At 51.9% G+C, this 18,360-nt stretch carries 20 protein-coding genes; 6 read left to right on the top strand and 14 right to left on the bottom strand.

Translation table 11 applies throughout. The annotated features are described in order from the left end of the window. The first annotated feature begins 67 nt into the window (after positions 1-67). Together EDF81_RS00935 and EDF81_RS00940 are read left to right on the top strand one after the other, a co-directional pair. Positions 68-625 (top strand): GNAT family N-acetyltransferase, encoded by a 558-nt coding sequence (locus EDF81_RS00935; protein WP_123345406.1) that lies wholly within the window; start codon positions 68-70, stop codon positions 623-625. Positions 626-1,182: 557 nt separating this feature from the next. Then, positions 1,183-1,950 (top strand): helix-turn-helix domain-containing protein, encoded by a 768-nt coding sequence (locus EDF81_RS00940; protein WP_123345407.1) that lies wholly within the window; start codon positions 1,183-1,185, stop codon positions 1,948-1,950. Here the strand turns inward: EDF81_RS00940 and leuA are convergent. The 3 genes from leuA to EDF81_RS00955 form a co-directional block, all read right to left on the bottom strand. Continuing rightward, positions 1,935-3,605 (bottom strand): 2-isopropylmalate synthase, encoded by a 1,671-nt coding sequence (gene leuA / locus EDF81_RS00945; protein WP_123345409.1) that lies wholly within the window; start codon positions 3,603-3,605, stop codon positions 1,935-1,937. The two genes, EDF81_RS00940 and leuA, sit on opposite strands and share 16 nt — an antisense overlap. Positions 3,606-3,855: 250 nt before the next feature. After that, positions 3,856-4,188: an SMR family transporter gene (locus tag EDF81_RS00950; RefSeq protein WP_123345411.1), complete on the bottom strand. Its 333-nt coding sequence runs from the start codon at positions 4,186-4,188 to the stop codon at positions 3,856-3,858. A 346-nt stretch (positions 4,189-4,534) separates the two neighbouring features. Further along, positions 4,535-5,389, bottom strand: a complete 855-nt coding sequence (locus EDF81_RS00955) for a LysR family transcriptional regulator (protein WP_260232631.1) — start codon at positions 5,387-5,389, stop codon at positions 4,535-4,537. A 134-nt stretch (positions 5,390-5,523) separates the two neighbouring features. On the opposite strand from EDF81_RS00955, the gene EDF81_RS00960 reads away from it, so the two are divergent. Both EDF81_RS00960 and EDF81_RS00965 read left to right on the top strand, forming a co-directional pair. Next, positions 5,524-6,237: an AzlC family ABC transporter permease gene (locus EDF81_RS00960; protein ID WP_123347636.1), complete on the top strand. Its 714-nt coding sequence runs from the start codon at positions 5,524-5,526 to the stop codon at positions 6,235-6,237. After that, positions 6,227-6,535, top strand: coding sequence for an AzlD family protein (locus EDF81_RS00965; RefSeq protein WP_123345415.1), 309 nt, complete (start codon positions 6,227-6,229; stop codon positions 6,533-6,535). Before EDF81_RS00960 ends, EDF81_RS00965 begins: the two co-directional genes overlap by 11 nt. Positions 6,536-6,745: 210 nt before the next feature. On the opposite strand, the gene EDF81_RS00970 is transcribed toward EDF81_RS00965, so the two are convergent. Next, positions 6,746-7,948 (bottom strand): MFS transporter, encoded by a 1,203-nt coding sequence (locus tag EDF81_RS00970; RefSeq protein ID WP_123345417.1) that lies wholly within the window; start codon positions 7,946-7,948, stop codon positions 6,746-6,748. A gap of 61 nt (positions 7,949-8,009) precedes the next feature. On the opposite strand from EDF81_RS00970, the gene EDF81_RS00975 reads away from it, so the two are divergent. Beyond that, positions 8,010-9,032, top strand: a complete 1,023-nt coding sequence (locus EDF81_RS00975) for an AraC family transcriptional regulator (protein ID WP_123345418.1) — start codon at positions 8,010-8,012, stop codon at positions 9,030-9,032. A gap of 264 nt (positions 9,033-9,296) precedes the next feature. Here EDF81_RS00975 and EDF81_RS00980 read toward each other — a convergent pair whose 3' ends face one another. From EDF81_RS00980 to EDF81_RS00990, 3 genes are all read right to left on the bottom strand, one after another. Beyond that, complete coding sequence (locus EDF81_RS00980) at positions 9,297-10,334, bottom strand: Abi family protein (RefSeq protein ID WP_123345420.1); 1,038 nt, start codon at positions 10,332-10,334, stop codon at positions 9,297-9,299. 461 nt (positions 10,335-10,795) lie between these two features. Then, the gene (locus tag EDF81_RS00985; protein ID WP_123345421.1) at positions 10,796-11,089 is read right to left on the bottom strand and encodes a hypothetical protein; all 294 of its coding nucleotides are present in this window, start codon (positions 11,087-11,089) and stop codon (positions 10,796-10,798) included. 178 nt (positions 11,090-11,267) lie between these two features. Continuing rightward, a complete protein-coding gene (locus tag EDF81_RS00990; protein ID WP_123345423.1) occupies positions 11,268-12,443 on the bottom strand; it encodes an MFS transporter in 1,176 nt (391 codons plus the stop codon). 84 nt (positions 12,444-12,527) lie between these two features. On the opposite strand from EDF81_RS00990, the gene EDF81_RS00995 reads away from it, so the two are divergent. After that, on the top strand, positions 12,528-13,028 hold the full coding sequence (locus EDF81_RS00995) for an Lrp/AsnC family transcriptional regulator (protein WP_184999440.1): 501 nt from the start codon (positions 12,528-12,530) through the stop codon (positions 13,026-13,028). Positions 13,029-13,076: 48 nt separating this feature from the next. Here the strand turns inward: EDF81_RS00995 and EDF81_RS01000 are convergent, their stop codons facing one another. The 7 genes from EDF81_RS01000 to EDF81_RS01030 form a co-directional block, all read right to left on the bottom strand. Then, complete coding sequence (locus EDF81_RS01000; RefSeq protein WP_123345427.1) at positions 13,077-13,565, bottom strand: hypothetical protein; 489 nt, start codon at positions 13,563-13,565, stop codon at positions 13,077-13,079. Positions 13,566-13,914: 349 nt separating this feature from the next. Next, a complete protein-coding gene (locus EDF81_RS01005; RefSeq protein WP_123345429.1) occupies positions 13,915-14,874 on the bottom strand; it encodes a DUF523 and DUF1722 domain-containing protein in 960 nt (319 codons plus the stop codon). A gap of 13 nt (positions 14,875-14,887) precedes the next feature. Beyond that, positions 14,888-15,418 (bottom strand): DUF3833 domain-containing protein, encoded by a 531-nt coding sequence (locus tag EDF81_RS01010; protein WP_123345431.1) that lies wholly within the window; start codon positions 15,416-15,418, stop codon positions 14,888-14,890. Next, positions 15,415-15,942: a hypothetical protein gene (locus tag EDF81_RS01015; protein WP_123345433.1), complete on the bottom strand. Its 528-nt coding sequence runs from the start codon at positions 15,940-15,942 to the stop codon at positions 15,415-15,417. Before EDF81_RS01015 ends, EDF81_RS01010 begins: the two co-directional genes overlap by 4 nt. Then, positions 15,924-16,424, bottom strand: a complete 501-nt coding sequence (locus EDF81_RS01020; RefSeq protein WP_123345435.1) for a DUF2878 domain-containing protein — start codon at positions 16,422-16,424, stop codon at positions 15,924-15,926. The genes EDF81_RS01015 and EDF81_RS01020 overlap by 19 nt, the downstream gene beginning before the upstream one ends. Then, positions 16,421-17,641, bottom strand: coding sequence for a cyclopropane-fatty-acyl-phospholipid synthase family protein (locus EDF81_RS01025; protein ID WP_123345437.1), 1,221 nt, complete (start codon positions 17,639-17,641; stop codon positions 16,421-16,423). The genes EDF81_RS01020 and EDF81_RS01025 overlap by 4 nt, the downstream gene beginning before the upstream one ends. Next, entirely contained in the window at positions 17,638-18,360 is a 723-nt protein-coding gene (locus EDF81_RS01030; RefSeq protein ID WP_123345438.1) for a DUF1365 domain-containing protein, read from the bottom strand. Before EDF81_RS01030 ends, EDF81_RS01025 begins: the two co-directional genes overlap by 4 nt.

An 18,360-nucleotide genomic window follows, 5' to 3' on the forward strand; every position in this document is an offset into this window, starting at 1 on the left:
CAGTATGAAACAGTGTATGCTAGCAGTTACATAATGTTATTATTGCTTAGATATTTTAAGGAAGAACATGAAAGACGATATTTTTAGATCGACCAGGATTAGGCTTTGTGCACCAAGAACCGGTGATGAAAAACATATGTCAGCATGGTATTACGATGCTTTTTATTTGCGCAGCGTTGATACAGAACCGGCATACCCACTATCAGAAGAGAAAATTGAAAAAGAAATAAAAGGAACAGACGATGCGTTTTATTTTCATATAAGAACGCTTGATGACGACAGGCTAATAGGCTTTGCCACATTACATAGTCTGGAGTGGAATAATCAGCTTGCCACTCTTGCTATCGGCATCGGTAATGAGAAGGACCGGGGGCAGGGATTTGGTGACGAAGCCCTTAAGCTCATCATGCGTTACGCTTTTATGGAATTGAATCTATTCCGACTGGGTCTGGAAGTCATTGCTTACAACGGCAACGCAATTAATCTCTATCTCAGAAATGGTTTTATAAAAGAAGGCGTTATCAGAAAGGCAGTCTATCGCGATAATCAGCGGCACGACCGCATAGTAATGGGGGTTCTGCGCCCTGACTGGCTCAAAGAAAACAACAGTGAACCTGCAACCTGAGTTCGTCGAAGGAATCACGTGCAACTCAAACCTGTCCACCGTAAACATGAGTTATCACGTTGGTGATATGCGGAACTGCTTCAGTCCGGAAGGGAAGCAGGCGCAAACCGTTTTATTGTTGACGGAATGACAGCCTGTCCGCTCATTGCACGACGCGGAGGGCTTCGTAGGCTGGATGTCTGCTATGAGCTATGAGCTATGAGTTCAACGGACGTAGAAGTTACCAGAAGCTGAGAACCATTTAGCGTCTTCGGCTACTACCCATGCCGCGAGGCGCGGATCGTGCTTTCTTATTTTCTGAGTGTTGGCAGCAAGTTAATCACTCTATGGTTAAGGATAACGTTACATTGACCCATTGAACTCACAGCACGAAGCGGACTAAATCACCGAACAGAAGTTCCGTTCTGAGTACCTCATTGCCATGCGACTATCAGTAGCCTGAATACATCTCCCCCCCCCAGGTCCACAACATTCAATGTGGCAGAACCTGGCCGATGGCATACTTCCTCAGCTTACATTTTCTGTGCTACTTTCGTTTTTATTTCAGAAATTAAGCCATGACGACCAGCATTCAGTTTAACTTCTCTACGCGCCCACTGATTCCTTTCGCCCATGATTACCCTCACGGCGCGACGGAACCCTGGCACAGTCATGACTGCGCACAGTTACTGCATACGCTGAGTGGTGTCGTCAGGGTAGAAACAGAGCAGGGCCACTGGATTGTTCCACCCAGCCGGGGCGTATGGCTGCCAGCAGGGACACGCCATCGTCTGAACATTACCGGGCATGTTGCAGCCAGAACGCTGTTTATCGACCCTTTTGCCCGGGCTGACTTACCTTCAGTGTGTCAGGTCGTGCAGATTTCAGATTTGCTGCGAGAACTGATCATTCATTCGTTGTCGTTGCCCGAACAGTACGATGCCGGAACCCGGGAAGAGAGGATCTACGAACTTATCCTCGATGAGATCCGCGTGATGGATGTCCTGCCATTTAACCTTCCGCAACCGACAACGCCCGCGTTACAGGCGCTGTGTCACCAGATTCAGAACGAACCCGGCAAGGCCTGGACAGTCGCTCTGGCCGCAGCCCAACTCAACATGAGTGAGAGAACGCTGTTACGGCATTTCCAAAAACAAACGGGGCTGTCATTCAGCGAGTGGGTGCGGCGTGCAAAGCTTATGCTTGCACTCAACTATCTTGCCCAGGGGCAATCGGTTTTACGTGTGGCGCTGGAGCTCGGGTATGAGAGCCACAGCGCATTCAGTGCCATGTTCCGACGTATTCTGGGGGCGTCTCCGGGTGATTACTTTCAGTCACGCGAATAAGGTGGCAATGCATTCAGCAATGCCTGCAATGACGCGCGCGCCACATCGTTGTCGATGCACACTCCCCAGCGGCTTTCGCCATCCGCAAAGGTACAGCAGATGTACGCCGCAGAACGGCTCTCGTTGTGCCTGCCCAGCGTATGCTCATGATAGTCTTCAATCGCGAAGATGATCCTGAACTGCGATTTCAGCGCATCGGCAGCAGCAGAGAGCAATCCATTACCTTTTCCATCTAACTGAATGATGCCGTCTGCGGTCTGGATCCGTGCACGAAGCGAGATTCCACCGTCCTCAAGGCTCTCACTGCGGTAATCCAGCAATTGCCACCCGCTTGTTTGATAGCGAATATATAACGTGCGGAACAGTTGCCAGATATCCGCCAGCGTCATCTCGTGACCGCTGCGATCGGTCTGCATCTGAACATGGTGACTAAAGTCCTGCTGCAGGCGGCGCGGCAGTTTAAGACCGTGGTTTTGTTCTAATATCCACGCAGCACCACTTTTCCCTGACTGGCTATTGACGCGAATAACCGCTTTGTAGCTGCAGCCAATATCGTTTGGATCGACGGGCAGATAAGGCATCTCCCAGCGTTCTGAAGCGGATTGCTGGCGAGCCGTGAATCCTTTTTTGATCGCGTCCTGGTGAGAGCCTGAGAAGGCGGTAAAGGCGAGTTTACCCGCATAAGGATGACGGGGATGGACCGGCAGCTGGTTACATTGCTCGACCTCTTCGACGACGTGTTTCATATCGCTGAAATCAAGTTTCGGGGAAATGCCCTGGCTGTAGAGATTCATTGCCAGCGTGGCCAGACACACGTTCCCGGTACGTTCGCCGTTACCAAACAGACACCCCTCTACGCGATCGGCACCGGCGAGCAGAGCCAGTTCAGCGCTGGCGACGCCGCATCCGCGGTCATTATGCGGGTGCACGCTGATACAGACGGCGTTGCGTCGTGAAAAATGGCGACAGAAATACTCGATCTGGTCGGCGTACACATTCGGCGTATTGACTTCAACGGTAGCGGGCAGATTAAGGATCATCGGCCTTTCCAGGGACGGCTCCCAGACGTCGGCGACCGCCTCGCAAATTTGCAGGGCAAAATCAGGTTCAGTAAAACAAAAGGTTTCCGGGGAGTACTCATAATTCCACCGGGTCTGTGGACTGGCTTCACAGAGCGCACGAATTTTTTGTGTGGCGCTGACGGCCAGCTGGACGATCTCTTCTTTGCTTTGACGGAACACCAGTTGACGGAAAAGTGGGGCAGTGGCGTTATACAGATGTACCGTTGCGTTATGCGCCCCCTCAAGGGCAGCGAAGGTCCGTTCAATCAGGTCGGTACGCGCCTGTGTGAGCACCTGAATCGTGATATCCTCTGGTATCAGGTGACCTTCAATCAACTGGCGCACAAACTGGAAATCCGTCTCTGAGGCGGCGGGAAAGGCCACTTCAATCTCCTTAAAGCCGCATTTAAGCAACAGTTCCCAGAAGCGTAACTTTCGCACCGAATCCATCGGTTCCGCCAGCGCCTGATTGCCGTCACGCAGGTCGGTGGAAAGCCAGCGCGGGGCGTGGGTCAGCTGTTTATTCGGCCACTGGCGATCGGGCAGAGCAATGGGGATATGCGGGGAATACTTTTGCGATGGGTCTTGTAACATGGTGTCGCTCCTTTGCGTTGGATTCCCTTTATCCTGCTCAATCAGAAAACGGATTACCGACGCAAAGATGACAACCTGTGTAGCGAAACCGCCAGGCTGCAGGTATCTCTAAATTGTTCAGATGCCTTAACTCGCTTAAAAAAGCAAGGTGGACTGAACGTAAATAATATATCTACTTATCCACCTATGTTTCGTTAAACATTTAGAGTTAAGAAAAAATGTAGATACAGGGATTCGTTCCCCGGGTTTTCTAATGTGCTGCGGTTTTTGATAAAAGGTTTAAAACTAAAACTCCGCTAATAATTAATAGCATTCCCAACATGGCCCAGATATCTAATTTTTGCCCGAATATGAGCCAGCCCAGTATGGACACCGTAACGATACCAAGCCCGGACCAGACCGCATATGCAATACCCAGTGGTATGGACTTTAAAGTAATGGACAGGCAATAAAATGCAATGGCATATCCGATAACTACCACAACAGAAGGTACCAGTCTGGTAAATCCTTCACTCAGTTTGAGGCTTGTTGTTGCTACGACTTCGCCTAATACCGCAATAAATAGAACAATCCACGTATTCATGATTTACCTGAAGCTTTGATAGGGAAAGTTAAATAGTAAACTAAAATAATAAAATGTGTAGTCTTGTTTTTCTTGTTTAATAGTGAGCAGCCTGAGTATGCTCCTCTTTAAATAGCGGGTGATCTAATGCTAACCGATGTTAATCAAAGAGAATGTTATTCTGACAGAGCTCACAACTCATCAAACATCTCTCCATACTGACGATTTTTAAATAACCCGAAAAATGTATCTCAGAAAACCGCTCTAATAACAAACCTATTTATTACCTCACGAAACCATTAGCGACAAAAGCAAAGGTTGTATTGTTTATCGACATGAAGGACGTGTTTCGTCATTGGGACATCGACTAAATCGTCTCAACTTTTCTGACCCTTAATGTCCTGAGTAGCAAATCATACAAACTGTCCACGGCAGAAGAGCCCTGAGAAGCACGACTTCTGAACAATGCGACTTCCATAGGTTCAAGGGGCCCCAAAAGATGTTCACTGCCAAGCACTTGCAAATGAGGTGGCACGCTGCACTGGGTCAGAACGGCAACAGCCAGGCCACTTTCTACTGCTGTAATCTGTCCCGACAGGCTGGAGCTGTTATACACCACCTTATATCGCCTTCCCTGTAATGCTAATGCGTTGATCGCACTACGCTTAGCAAGGCTTGTGCTTTCATATACCGCAATGGGTAAGGGATCGCGCCTCCAGACCTCAAACTGCGGAGAACCTACCCACACCATCGGTTCATAAAATAATAACGAGCCCTGACCGGGGTGTTCCCGGGAGACCAGCGCCAAATCGAGATCGCCGCTCTCAACGCGAGGAATTAATGACGTAGATTGCTCGCAACTCAGTTCGATCTCCACTGACCCAAAGTTAGGCGCAAATCGCTTCAGCGCAGGTGTAAGGTATTTTGCTGCATAGTCATCAGGGACACCTAAGCGAATACGGCCTGTCAACTCCTTACCGTGGAATGCCGCCTGTGTTTCAGCATGAAGGTCGAGCATCCTTCGGGCATACCCCAGCAGTTTTTGCCCTTCAGACGTGAGTTGATGCTGACGAGGACCGCGTAGTAAAAGCTGACACCCTAATGCGGATTCCAGCTTTTTAAGCTGCATGCTGACCGCAGACTGTGAGCGATGGACTTCAGGTGCCGCAGCCGAAAGCGATCCCGCATCCACTACCGCAACAAAGCATTTGAGCCAGTCCATCTGCAGGTCCTGATAAGGCATCGTTGATTCTTGTATTCGATTATCAAATAGTAAAAAAAATTATTATGCGTTTTTATCGATTCTGCAACGCTGCCATAGTGACTGTCTGTTTGCTTTTGATCATGAGGACCCAGATGAGCTATCACGAGCCCGATTTGTCTAAACTTAGTCATTCCCTTGTATGGGCTGGTTTTCGGCAACTTATTCCGGTTTCACTCTTTGTCGCCATTTTTGGCGCTGCCTTTGGCCTGGCCGCATCACAGAAAGGGATGGACCCGACGTCAGCGGCAATGATGAGTTTGCTGGTTTTTGCCGGTTATGCTCAATTTGCCGCGTTAGAACTTTGGACATCTCAGGTTCCCGTATTAACGCTGATAGCCACCGTTTTTGCCATTAATGCCAGACACCTGTTGATGGGGGCCACCTTATACCCGTGGTTGCGCTCTTTAACACCCGCTAAACGTTATGGAATCATGATGGTCGCCTCCGATGCTAACTGGGCTATGTCTATTCAGGCATTCAGCAGGGGAGGAGCCGGGCTGGGATTGCTCTTTGGTGGCGGTCTTGCGTTATGGTTCTTTTGGGTAGCAGGTACCCTGGTAGGGCTTTATTTCGGTAGTGCGATACAGGATCCCAAAAGCTATGGTCTTGATATGGTCATGGGGTGTTTTCTCCTTTCCATGGTGTTCGAAGGAGAAAGAAATATGCGGATGTTTACTATCTGGGCTGCTGCGGCCGGTGCATCCCTGATAGCGTATAAATGGTTGCCCGAAAATAGTCATGTGATCGCCGGAGCCCTCGCCGGAGGCATCACTGGAATTATCATGAGAGAGAAAAATGAACATTGAAACAGCAGGGATGGGATCTCTGATTATTATTACCGTGATGGCTCTGGTCACACTTGCTACCCGATGGGGTGGCGTGTGGATTATGTCTTTTGTTCCTTTTAATCACCGGGTAAAAACCTTTATTCAGGACATGTCAGGCTCTGTTCTGGTAGCGATTTTAGCCCCCGTTGCGCTCACAGGCGACAAAGGTGCTCAGATGGCATTATTGACCACTGCTATCGTGATGCTGGTTTTTAAAAGACCTTTGATTGCTATCACCCTTGGGATTATCGTTTCAGCCCTGGTCAGATATTTTTAACCGTTCTGGCGACGATTTTCCTGGTCTACTTCGTACGGTAAGGCCCGCTTTTAGCATGGAGCGGACGAGTTTACTCGGTTGAAGGTCCGCTGTGAGCGAGGAGCGGACATTATTTTGAGCGCAAAGCCGTAGGAAATTTCATTGCTTCTATTCAGGCCAGCCGTCGGATTCTGCTGGCCATTATTTAAAGCGGGGTCATATTCGAAACGATCAGCTCATCGCGACCTTCACTTTCAGTCCAATAACAAGTGTGGCAAGAAACATTATACAACCAGCCGTAATGAAAACTCCTGTTACGCCGCTGATACTAAAGAGTATACCTCCCAACGCAGCACCAGCAGCAATTGAAGACTGAACTGCTGCGACCACCATACCCCCTGCGGTTTCAGCCTGATCCGGAACGGAACGTGCTACCCAGTTTGACCACGCCACGGGTACGCCACCAAAGGCCATGCCCCACAACGCAACGAACAATATCAATCCGTTTTCTTCCAGTGGCAATACAATCATGCCCAGTGCTGCCAGACCGACAAGTGCCGGCATCAGTATCAGGGTTAAACGCAGACTTCTTTCCATCAGCCAACCGGCCAGCAGCGTCCCGATAAAATTAGCCACGCCGAATCCAAGCAGTATTAAAGATAAACGGTCTACATCAAGGTGAGTAATGTTTTCAAGAGCCGGACGAATATAGGTAAACAGTGCATACTGGCCAGTATGAGCAATAACGCATCCTGTCATTCCAATAACTATGCCTGGGCGACGAAGCACATCCATGACAGACGCCGTTAACATCATCCTGCGCGGAGCCATAGCAGGAAGTGTAAACAGCTGGAAAATTAGTGTAAGCATGCCTACTGCGGTTGCAGCGATAAAAGCACTTCGCCAGCCGTAAAGCCCACCTAAATAGCTCCCCAGTGGAATCGAAACGACGGTACCGACGGCGATACCGCTAAAAATAATGGAGAGTGCACGCGGAACGCTTTTAGCAGGGACCAGCCGCATAGCCACGGCGGCGGCCATACTCCAGAAACCTCCCAGCGCGATGCCCAGCAGAATGCGCATCACTAGCACGATTGACAGGCTCGATGAAAGTGCCACAAGCAGGTTGGAAGCAATCATTAGCACGGTAAAACCGAGCAAGACATTTCGGCGATCATAATTACGTGTCAGTCGGGGAACCATAAGGCCAGCAAACAGGGCCACCACTGCTGTAACCGTCACAGCCTGACCAGCCAGGGCTTCGGTCACACCAAGATCGGCGGCCATAGGTGTCAGCAGGCTGGCAGGAAGATATTCTGCAGTCAGCAACCCAAACACACCCATGGTCAGTGAAATAACAGCCATCCATGCGGATTCTTTGGGTTCTGAACTATTCAGAGTAGCGGATACAGCTTCAGTTGCTTCATTTCTCATAACACACTCTTTTCAGAAAAAATTCAGGTTCCAAGTCTAGAGTTGAGAGGTCGGACGATCTATGATAATACGTCCTTATTTTTTACCCGAAACGCCGGAACTACATGTGAATAAACATTTTGCTCTGTCATCCGAACTCATCAGTGAACTGCTGCTTGAAATGCGCCTGCGTGGCGTGCAGTACCGCCGTTTACAGACTGGATCTGAGTTTGGTATCGGTTTTAGCAATAGACAGGGCCATGCCTATTTTCATTACATTGCTGTGGGAACGGCGCGACTTTGTACAAACGATGGTGCGCTTCATGAGCTGAAAGCCGGAAGCATGGTATTTATGCCCCAGGGTGAGGAGCATCAGCTTTTATCGGATGTCGGCTGTGCAATTCACCATATCGATACGTTAGGCTCTGCGCCTTTAGGCGAGGCCGTCAGCGGAATCAATACCTGCCCCAGTACGCATCCGACTCCCAGCACAGTTCTGTTTTATGGCTGTATGGAGTTCGATCTGGGAGGAATGCAGGGCCTGGGTAAACTGATGCCGCAAACCATAGTGGTTGAGGCAAACGAAAAGATATATCCGGGGCTGGTTCCCATTTTAGGCGCCATGAAATTTGAAATCTGTTCCGGACGCGCTGGCTTCGCGGGCATTCTGGCACGCCTTGCCGAAGTGGCTGCTGCCATGATCGTGCGTGGATGGATCGAAAACGGCAGCGAGAAAGCCGCTGGCCTTATCGCAGCGCTACGTGATCCGCGGCTTGCCCGTGCGATTCTGACCATCCATCGCGATACCAGTCGGGAGTGGTCTGTTGCTGAGCTTGCTGCTCAGTCTCATGTGTCACGTTCGGTTTTTGCTGAACGTTTTACATCAATCATTGGGATACCCCCTCAGCGCTATGCAAGGGAAGTGCGAATGCGCCTCGCTGGTCACTGGATCATTCACGATAAGATCTCAATCGACACGGTAGCTTTACGTCTTGGCTATGCCTCACAGGCAGCATTTAGCAGAGCTTTTAAGCGCATAAATGGATATCCGCCGGGCGCTATGCGGCATCGTTCAGCGAAAAGCGTTAATAAAGTAAATGAGTGAACGTTATATCTATCATTTTCTGTATTCGCTGCAGGGGGCCGCGCTCAGCATTAAAATTGAGTGGAAACGGCTTTTCATCACTCAAAATATCGCAATTTCCTTAATGTCCGCTCTGAACGAAGAACTGACGTTATTCTCCCTCGGATGATGCGTTTTTCGAAAGCACTCCGTAGAAAGGGGGCCGCGAGTCGGTTTTGTGAAGGGATGAATAAGCCGCTAGTGCGGTAGACAGAATTGTATTAACTGATTAACTATATAAAAATTTTAATATCTCCCATGTGCTTTCTCTACTACACCCATGATTTGTCCTTTGTCCAGAACGACAAAAAAACTGACTCTGCTTTTGAAATATTTTTCAATGGTTTTATAAGCTTCACCTGCACTGCAACAATGTGTATTGCTAACACACAGTTTTTCAATGAGATTGCTTACATTGTGAGATTTGAGATCTATAATTAGCTCATCGTCTTCTGATTGAGATATTAAATATTTAGCCAAGTGTTCATTTTTTAAAACAGCCTTTATATCACCTTCTTCATCAACACAAATTGTAAATTTTGAGGTTTTTATTTTGCTGATGGTTTCATCGAGTGTTACTACTGAGAAATCTTTATCACATCGTTCACTTATTAAAACATTCGCATCTCCGCCAGGTGATGGTTTCATGCGCAAGCATTCGTTGACAGTCGAATGATGCTTTACCCAGAGACTGGTTTCAGTTGATAGCCATTGCAGTGTATTCAATATGTTAACATGCATCTGGCTCAAATTCATTTTATGTATTGGTTCATAATGTGCAATACGATTTCGAAAATCGTTAATGTCCCTGACCGTTTTTTCGAAATCTTTTCGGGTCATAGAGACATTCGGCAATAAATGCTTCATGTTTGTTTGCCATACAAATCTATCATACTCTGGTCTAAACAGATTTGACCAAAAATCAAACGTTAATGTTGAAATAATATCTTCTTTGTTGGGTTTTTTAGCTCTTCTAATCCCACGATCCAGCGCATCCATGCTTTCAGCTGACAACCCCGATCTGAAAGAACTATGATCAAACCATTTTTCATCGAAATAAACGCTAAATATCTCACTCATCCTGTTCCGGAGAGTGACCTCAAGAATATGTAGAAGATAAAGGAAGGATTTTGACAGCCGTGCATTATAAAGATACAAACTAAATGCATATTGTGTATTAAACCCGGCATTTTTTAAGTAGGGCGCAAAGCGCTCTTTCGACAGGTTTTCAATGATGCTTGCTTCGTTGGCAGCGTAATTGTAAGGAACTTGACTTTCAGCCATGAGTGTTTAGAATCCTTGTCAGAGCAGTTGGTTCGGCCCCTCTGGTGTTCACACTAAGCGCCTCCAACAATCTACTTAGATCCCCGAGACAGACTTTGGTCCCTCTCGGGGTTTCGCTTATTTAAGGTGGCACTTATCCCTGCACCACCTTACTGTGAAGCATTGTAGCAACCTTCCTTTATCCCACTCAACGGCACAAAGCAGACTCTCCCTCAGGCTTTCTGACTACGCAATGAATCCCACACAGCAGTGATAACGCATTACAGACATTCATTCTATTCTGCGAGAAAGATTCCAGAGTTACATACCCGCCTCGCTTGCAGCATCAAACGGCTTTTAACGTGTGAATTCTGCCGCTATGGTATCCCCGCATCTGCAAAATCAGATGCCGGGATTGGCATCCTTGAAAACTCATTGATGGCACTATACGCGTCAGCTTTTTTTCGTTGCGTGTGTGGTATTCAATACACTTCATAGGAGGCCGCCACCATGGCAACAACCCTCAGCTCCACGCATTCTGAGCCTTTCACGCCCGTTCCCGATTTTTTCCAGCAGGCCAGAACCTGTGAAACATCGTCAATACGCTGGGTGTAAGCAACGACCCTATACAGCGCCAGGCGCTCAGCAATCAACTTCACGCGACCCTGCGCCAGCTCCAGCCCGATCTGCTCTGCGAACTGACCGGCTACTTTATTGACGAAATGGTGGCACCACGCTGGATAAGAAGTGAAGAGGGCGTTAGTCAAATCCAGCACGCATAATAGCTTTCCTCTTTCAGACGACGCACAAAGCCAAAGAGCAGGGAACGCAGGCCGAAGAGTAAAGCGTCTCACGCCATGGATGGCGTGAGCCGAGCTGTCAGGGACGATGCTTTTTGCGACTTTACGATCGGCCTGCGTTCCCTGCGACCGCACCGAGCCCCCTTTGTTGATTTTACTCAGCGCAAGCCTGCACCGCATACCCTCTGCGCGCGCTCTGCCATGCCAGCAGGGCAAGGCCCAGCGCGATAAAGGAGAAAATAGCCCCGGCCCAGTTCGGTGACGCCAGGCCAAAACCGGCGGCGATGGTGGCACCACCGGCCCATGCACCCAGCGCATTGCCGAGATTAAACATCCCGATATTCACCGATGCCGCCATTGTTGGCGCACCGGCGTGGCTGGCGCGGTCCATCACCAGTTTCTGAATCGGTGACACGGTCGCGAAACCAAACGCCGCCATCAGGAATACCGATGCGCTGGCAACAACAGGGTTTTCAACACCGGCCCAGAAGACCAGCAGCACCAGGCCCTGTGCGGCAAGGGTGACGAACAGCGTGCCAAACAGTGAGCGGTCGGCAAAGCGCCCGCCGATCCAGTTGCCCACCGCCAGGCCGAGACCAAACAGCACCATCAGCCATGCCACGCCTCCGGCGGAGAAACCGGCTTTTTCGATCATCATCGGCGCAATATAGGTAATGGAGGTGAAAAACGCCGCCGGGCCGAAAATGGTGATGCCCATCACCAGCAATACCTGCGGGTCAACAAAGGCACGTAGCTCTGCGCGCAGGGCGACGGCCTTACCCTTCGCGATACGCGGCACCAGCAGTGCGACGCTTGCCATTGTGATCAGGCCGATACCGGCAATCACCCAGAAGACCAGCCGCCAGCCGAACATCTGCGCGAGCCATGTCCCTGCCGGAACGCCAATCAGGTTGGCGAGCGTCAGCCCGGAAAACATAAAGGCAATGGCGCTGGCCTGACGGCCTGGTGCAACCAGTGAGGCGGCGATAATCGAGCCGATCCCGAAAAAGGCACCGTGGTTAAATGAGGTAATAACCCGGCCCACAATCGCCAGCGACAATGTTGGCGCAAGGGCGGTAATAATGTTCCCGAGCGTAAAAATACACGCCAGCGCGATCAGCATGGTTTTGCGGGGCACCCTTGCACCCAGCACCGTCAGCAGCGGGGCACCGATAAACACGCCCAGCGCATAGGATGTGGCCATTAACCCGGCGGTGGGGATATTGACGCCAAAATCGGCAGCGATTTGCGGAAGGATCCCGGCAATAACGAACTCGGTAAGACCGATCCCGAATGCGCCGACGGCGAGGGCGAAAAGTGCGACAGGCATTGTAACTCCAGTTTAGATATGATTACTTAATGTGATTAGGTAAAAGCAAGTATATTCATACTTTCATTCAGAATGAGAAGCCCAATGAGCGCATTTGATAAAGAAAAAGATGGTATTCGGCAGACAAGACACAAACCGGCTGAACTCGATGCGATCGACCGAAAAATATTAGGCGCGCTGGCAGAAGATGCAGGCCGCAGTTATACCGAACTGAGTGAAATCGTGAATCTTTCAGCTCCGGCAGTGCACGACCGTGTGAAGCGGTTAAAGCGTGACGGCGTGATCAAAGGAACCGTCGCGGTGCTGGACGGCTGCAAGCTGGGCCGGACGTTACTGACCTTCCTGGTTATCGATACCAGCAGCTATCAGGCGACGCGGGCGCTGCTGCAATTTACAAACCGGCGGGAAGTTGAGGAGCTGCATACGGTCGCGGGGGATGGCTGTGTCTTTATTAAGGTGCGGGCTGCGGATACCGAATCGCTGGAAAACTTTCTGATGGAAATTCAGAGCCTGGATGGCGTGCGATCCGTGCGCAGCTATATCGCGCTGTCGACCTTTCTTGAACGTGGGCCGTCTCCGGACTGAACGGGCAGATACGTTATACGCCCTGCGGCGTATAACGTATCGGGATGATTATTTCTCCCAGTAGTTAAGTACGACGACGCAGGTATTTGCAGCAACCGTCATAACAAGGCTGGGCACATTGTTTTCGGCGGTGCAAATTGGTGCAATATAAGCAGGATCGCCTACACCAGGATACTGGGAGCTCCCATTTTGAACGACGTGCCCACCAAGGGCATTATTCGGGCAAATATTGCCTGTAATACTGTGGGTGCCAGGATCAACCTTACATTTTTCCCTGTATAACGCTATCCAGGTTTTACCATCAACCTTATGATCATGAGTTGAACCAATAATGTTCATAAACTTTTGTCCGGTATTCCAGGTGGTTATTCCCTTGAACGTTGACCTGATTTTCATATCCGTACTTTGTAATACCTGTTCCTCACCCGTAGATGTTGCATCTGACTTTGAGGTACTGGCGCTTTCTGGTGTTTTCGTTGCACAACCACTCATCACTAAAGCGAGCGCTAATAGCGCAAGTAAGCTTTTTATTTTCATACATTCCTCATATCTTGATATGTGATATATCAAAGATCATAAATGGCAATGATCGCTGTGTGAATAAAGATGAACAGGACAGGTCTGATATCAAATTATGTTTATATCAGATTTGCGATATATTCATGATACCACTTTTTGTGTGGGTGATTTTTTTATTTAATGGTGTAGGTATCTCATTCGGATATGAAAATGATTGCAGCTTAGGTGCATTTTTGTGATCCAGATTACGAATCAAACTTAAGAAGTCTGCTCATCCTGGAAGAAAAAAAGACGACAGTGAGGGCTGTCGTCTAAGCGGGGGTATTCCGGGCTCTTGTGGGTTAAGAGAGCCTCTTGTCACTAATACTCAGTTCACCGCTATCCGCAGACCCAGATCGTCGGGATAGGGATTAAAGTAGTTTTGCGTCAGCAGATAGCGGTCGGGGTATTCCGCCAGATAGTGCTTGAGCAGGGTGAGGGGAGCCAGAATCGGCAGCCGCCCTTCGCCGTAGTTAAGGATCACCTCGCGCAGCTCGCCGCGCTGGCGGGCGTTAAGCTGCTCGCGGAAATAGCCCTGAATATGCATCAGGACGTTGGTGTTGTTTTTCCGCGAGGCGGGCTGTTTCAGGATCGCCATCAGTTTTTCGCGGTAGGCCACAAAGAAGGCGTCGAGATCTTCCCACTCATGCAGGGTGGCGACGAACGGACCGATCTCGCGGTAGCCAGCCTGATGGTGCGCCAGCAGCTGCAGTTTATAGCGGCTATGGAAGTCGATCAGGGCACCGCGGGTCAGGCCGCTGGCGCGCAGGGTATTCAGCTGATGCAGGGCAAAGACGCGCTCGACAAAGTTTTCCCGCAGAACCGGGTCGTGCAGACGACCGTCTTCTTCGACGGGTAGCCACGGGTATTTCGCCAGCAGCGCGGCGGTAAACAGTCCGGTGCCTTCTTTGTGCCCGCGATTGCCTTTTTCATCGTACAGCCGGACGCGCTCCATCCCGCAGCTTGGGGATTTGGCACAGACGATAAAACCCGATAGTTTGCTGACACTCGGGAGATACGCGTCGCTAAAATCCGCCATTTTTTGCGTCACATCTTCATGGGGCTCATGACTGAACCGCATCCGGATCTCACCTTCGCTCAGCTGCGTCAGACGCAGCGCCGGGCGGGGAACGGGCAGGCCGATGGCCATCTCCGGGCAGACGGGTTTGAAGGTGACCCACTCGGCCAGTTCATCCATCGCAAAGCCCGCGCGTTTATGTCCGCCGTCAAAGCGAACGGCCGAGCCGGTTAAACAGCCGCTGATCCCGATAAGGGGTTGAGTGCTCATGGCGCTATCCTCTTCACTGCTCATGTCGGGTGAAGAAAAGCGTCACCGTCCCGACGGTGATACCGAATTTCTTCATCTCGGTTTTATTAAAAAGATGCGTGCCATCCTGCAGATACATCCAGTCGTCAAAATGCAGCAGCCAGGTGCTGCCTTTGGCGTTAACGTTCATGCTGTAACGCCAGTGAAAGGCGTTGCCTGCCGCCTGACCCGTGGCGACGCCGTCAATATCGCCCGCCGTGCCTTCATAGCGGTCCGGGCCGGTGCGGCGGATATGCCACACTCGCTGCTGCTTCTCGCCGTCGTCATAGATAAAGCGTTCGTTCAGCGTCAGGGTGTCACCCAGCACATCGCCATCGATGGTTACGTGGAAGCGGCGGATCTGCTTACCGCTGCGATCCTGCACCATACCCCAGGCTTCGGTTTTGCCCTGGAAGTAGTGGAAGATATCAAGGGAGGGCTGCTGCTGTTTGTAGTCGGCAACCTCGGTGCTGCAGCCTGTCAGCAGCATGACCAGTCCCACCATGAAGGTCAGAAGACGTCTCATTTTTCACCTCCGATCAACTGCTGTCGCAGTTCGGGATATTGCGTACGGGGATCGAGCCAGATCGCCAGAAAGTTTCGGCTGAAGGCGTCAGACTGGACCGGGCCGAGCGGCGTAAAGGTCTTTTGCGCGGGCGTGGCGCGATACCAGAACTGGCCCTGCTTATCGTGAACAACAAAGGCCAGCTGTGTGCCCGGCGTCACGTCCGGCCACAGGGCGTTGAGCATCCGCAGCCATTCCGCGCTCCGTGGTTCTTGCTCCGGAACGCCAAGTGCCTGCCACTGCTCGCGGGTGGCATCCACCAGATCCTCGCGGTCGATATCGCGCTTATAGGTAATAATCAGCGCCCGGTCCTGCTCCGGCCCGCTATAGCGGCCGTCCGGCGTGCGCAGCTGGGAGGTATAGAGGGTAAACGGCCCCCATGTGAGCGTTGCATCCCCGACTTTTCGCCAGCTTAGCCAGTCCGCGGCATGGGCGGCGGGCGCAAGGGCTGACAGCCACAGCATGATCAGTACAGCGGCGCGCATGGTCGCCTCCCGATCGTAATATGAAAGAACAGCATCAGTACCAGCCATCCCGGCGCCATCCAGCTGACGACAATAAAGGTCGGCTCCAGAAAGGTGATAGCTCCCAGACGTTCGCCAATCACATAAGCTACCGGTCCGCCGACGGTGGCCATCAGCGCCAGGATCCAGCCCGGCAGGGTTGTGGTGAGCGTCATGGCGGTCCAGACGCTGGCGAACATCAGCCAGAGCGCGAGCATCCACAGGGGAAACAGCCACGAGCCGGTAAAGTCGATAAGCCCCGTCAGCGCCCAGAGGGTGTCGAGGCCGCTGCCTGCCGCAGCCAAAAGCAGGGCGTATAAACGATGTGCAGGTGACAGTACCAGCCAGGCGACAATCGCCAGCGCCAGCCAGAGCAGCAGGCCGCGTTCGCGAAAGATCACCACCAGCGTCCAGTAGAGATCGAACGCCACGGCCAGCAAAAAAACCTGCACATAGCGCTTCATACGCGCTCCGCGGTCAGCTGCACCACGCTGATGGTGCGCGCGTTAAACCCGGCTTCACAGTAGCCAAAGTAGTAGAGCCACATCCGGCGAAAACGCTCATCAAAGCCAAGCTGTTCGATCTCATGCCAGGCCTGGACAAAACGCTGCCGCCAGTGGGCCAGCGTACGGGCGTAGTCCGGGCCCATATCAAACAGATTACGCACCACAAAATCCGTATGGCGCGTCATCAGGTCACTCATCGCCGTCACGCTCGGCAGAAAGCCGCCGGGGAAGATATAGCGCTGGATAAAATCAACGCTTTTGCTGTAATCGCGGTAGCGCTGATCCTGAATAGTGATCGCCTGAATCGCCATTTTGCCGCCCGGACGCAGTCGCGCCTGGCAGGTGCGGAAGAAGGTCGGCAGGTAGCGCTGGCCCACGGCTTCAATCATCTCTATCGAGACCAGCTTGTCGTACTCCCCGGTCAGGTCGCGGTAGTCGCACAGCAGCACCTCGACGCGATCCGCAAGTCCCGCGCGGGCAATGCGTTCTTTGGCCCAGTTATATTGCTCCTGCGAGAGCGTGGTGGTGGTCACGCGACAGCCGTAGTGGCGGGCGGCGTATTCAGCCATCGCGCCCCAGCCGGTGCCGATCTCAAGCAGATGATCGTCGGCGGTGAGCGCGAGCTGCTCGCACAGGCGCGCCATTTTGGCCCGCTGGGCGACGGCCAGATCCTGCTCATCGGCGGTGAAAATCGCGCTGGAGTAGAGCAGTTCCTCATCAAGAAAATGCGAATAGAAGGCATTGCCGAGGTCGTAATGGGCGGCGATATTCTCCCGCGCCTGACGACGTGCGTTGCGCCGCGTCCAGTGACGGATGCGCTCGACGGGTTTACCCAGCAGCCGGAAACCGCGTTCAAGGCGTCCCAGCACCTGGCTATTCAGGGCCAGGATCTGCAACAGTGCTGTCAGCTGGTGGGTTTCCCACTCACCGTCCATCCAGGCCTCGGCGGCGGCCAGGCTGCCACCGGTCAGCAGACGCCAGTACACGCCCGGGTTGAGGACATCCACGTCGGCACGCAGGGCCGCGGATGTATCACCAAAGTGGAAGGTCTGCGCCCCTTCGCGCACGGTCACGGAGCCTTCGCGGATACCGCTCAGCAGACGGAACAGCAGCCAGCGTGCGACGCGGGCGTTGCGCGGAAAATCGGGGTTAAGCGCAAAGACGGGCTCGGTCATGAGCGTTCTCTCCTGCTGGCGGGATGGTTGTGAATGGGCACGCGTTTAAGCCACAGACGCAGCGCCTGCCAGTAAATGGCCAGCGCGGTTTTCAGAGTCATTAGCGGCAGACGCAGCAGTAAAACACTCAGGTTAGTGCGCGTCAGCGGCGTCCGGGTCAGCGCCAGGGTCGCGTCGAAAACCTTTGTTTCCTGATGATTTTCGATATGCATGTGCAGGGTTTTACCCGGACGGTTAAAGCGCCAGTGATAGACCATATCCATCGGGTTAAACGGCGAAACATGAAAGGCTTTCTCCATCGGCTGTGCATCCAGGCCGTTCACCGCGTAGTAGTGGCGCTCATTCCACGGCGTGTTACGTACCTCCGCCAGCACCCAGCGCAGGATGCCAACCTGGTCATAGCAGTAGTAGAAATTGACCGGGTTAAAGTGGAAGCCAAAATAACGTAGCTGGGTGAGGAGCATCACCCGACCGTCGGGACGCTCACCCGTCAGGCTGTGTAGCCGGGCAAGAACATGCTCTTTCAGCGGCGTCCCCAGCGGATAATCCGCATCGTGGAACGCGGCGGCGGCAAAGCGGTTACGGCGGATGCCAACCGTTGGCAGCTTTTCCAGCTCGTCCAGATCGAGCCAGGCCATAAACAGGCTGTAGCTGAAATGGTGGGCCTTTGGCTGCAGGCGGCGATGGCGCAGTACGCCCTGATAGAGACAGCTGTTCAT

This window comes from Enterobacter sp. BIGb0383, from assembly GCF_003751845.1.
GTDB lineage: Bacteria > Pseudomonadota > Gammaproteobacteria > Enterobacterales > Enterobacteriaceae > BIGb0383.

What these genes read in the sequence shown, in the direction of transcription:
- EDF81_RS00960 (WP_123347636.1), top strand. Translation starts at nt 5,524, where the DNA reads ATGAGCTATCACGAGCCCGATTTGTCTAAACTTAGTCATTCCCTTGTA.
- EDF81_RS00955 (WP_260232631.1), bottom strand. Translation starts at nt 5,389, where the DNA reads ATGGACTGGCTCAAATGCTTTGTTGCGGTAGTGGATGCGGGATCGCTT.
- EDF81_RS01015 (WP_123345433.1), bottom strand. Translation starts at nt 15,942, where the DNA reads ATGCGCGCCGCTGTACTGATCATGCTGTGGCTGTCAGCCCTTGCGCCC.
- EDF81_RS00975 (WP_123345418.1), top strand. Translation starts at nt 8,010, where the DNA reads ATGATAATACGTCCTTATTTTTTACCCGAAACGCCGGAACTACATGTG.
- EDF81_RS01010 (WP_123345431.1), bottom strand. Translation starts at nt 15,418, where the DNA reads ATGAGACGTCTTCTGACCTTCATGGTGGGACTGGTCATGCTGCTGACA.
- EDF81_RS01025 (WP_123345437.1), bottom strand. Translation starts at nt 17,641, where the DNA reads ATGACCGAGCCCGTCTTTGCGCTTAACCCCGATTTTCCGCGCAACGCC.
- EDF81_RS01005 (WP_123345429.1), bottom strand. Translation starts at nt 14,874, where the DNA reads ATGAGCACTCAACCCCTTATCGGGATCAGCGGCTGTTTAACCGGCTCG.
- leuA (WP_123345409.1), bottom strand. Translation starts at nt 3,605, where the DNA reads ATGTTACAAGACCCATCGCAAAAGTATTCCCCGCATATCCCCATTGCT.
- EDF81_RS01020 (WP_123345435.1), bottom strand. Translation starts at nt 16,424, where the DNA reads ATGAAGCGCTATGTGCAGGTTTTTTTGCTGGCCGTGGCGTTCGATCTC.
- EDF81_RS00965 (WP_123345415.1), top strand. Translation starts at nt 6,227, where the DNA reads ATGAACATTGAAACAGCAGGGATGGGATCTCTGATTATTATTACCGTG.
- EDF81_RS01030 (WP_123345438.1), bottom strand. Translation starts at nt 18,360, where the DNA reads ATGAACAGCTGTCTCTATCAGGGCGTACTGCGCCATCGCCGCCTGCAG.
- EDF81_RS00995 (WP_184999440.1), top strand. Translation starts at nt 12,528, where the DNA reads ATGAGCGCATTTGATAAAGAAAAAGATGGTATTCGGCAGACAAGACAC.
- EDF81_RS00970 (WP_123345417.1), bottom strand. Translation starts at nt 7,948, where the DNA reads ATGAGAAATGAAGCAACTGAAGCTGTATCCGCTACTCTGAATAGTTCA.
- EDF81_RS00935 (WP_123345406.1), top strand. Translation starts at nt 68, where the DNA reads ATGAAAGACGATATTTTTAGATCGACCAGGATTAGGCTTTGTGCACCA.
- EDF81_RS00950 (WP_123345411.1), bottom strand. Translation starts at nt 4,188, where the DNA reads ATGAATACGTGGATTGTTCTATTTATTGCGGTATTAGGCGAAGTCGTA.
- EDF81_RS00940 (WP_123345407.1), top strand. Translation starts at nt 1,183, where the DNA reads ATGACGACCAGCATTCAGTTTAACTTCTCTACGCGCCCACTGATTCCT.
- EDF81_RS00980 (WP_123345420.1), bottom strand. Translation starts at nt 10,334, where the DNA reads ATGGCTGAAAGTCAAGTTCCTTACAATTACGCTGCCAACGAAGCAAGC.
- EDF81_RS01000 (WP_123345427.1), bottom strand. Translation starts at nt 13,565, where the DNA reads ATGAAAATAAAAAGCTTACTTGCGCTATTAGCGCTCGCTTTAGTGATG.
- EDF81_RS00990 (WP_123345423.1), bottom strand. Translation starts at nt 12,443, where the DNA reads ATGCCTGTCGCACTTTTCGCCCTCGCCGTCGGCGCATTCGGGATCGGT.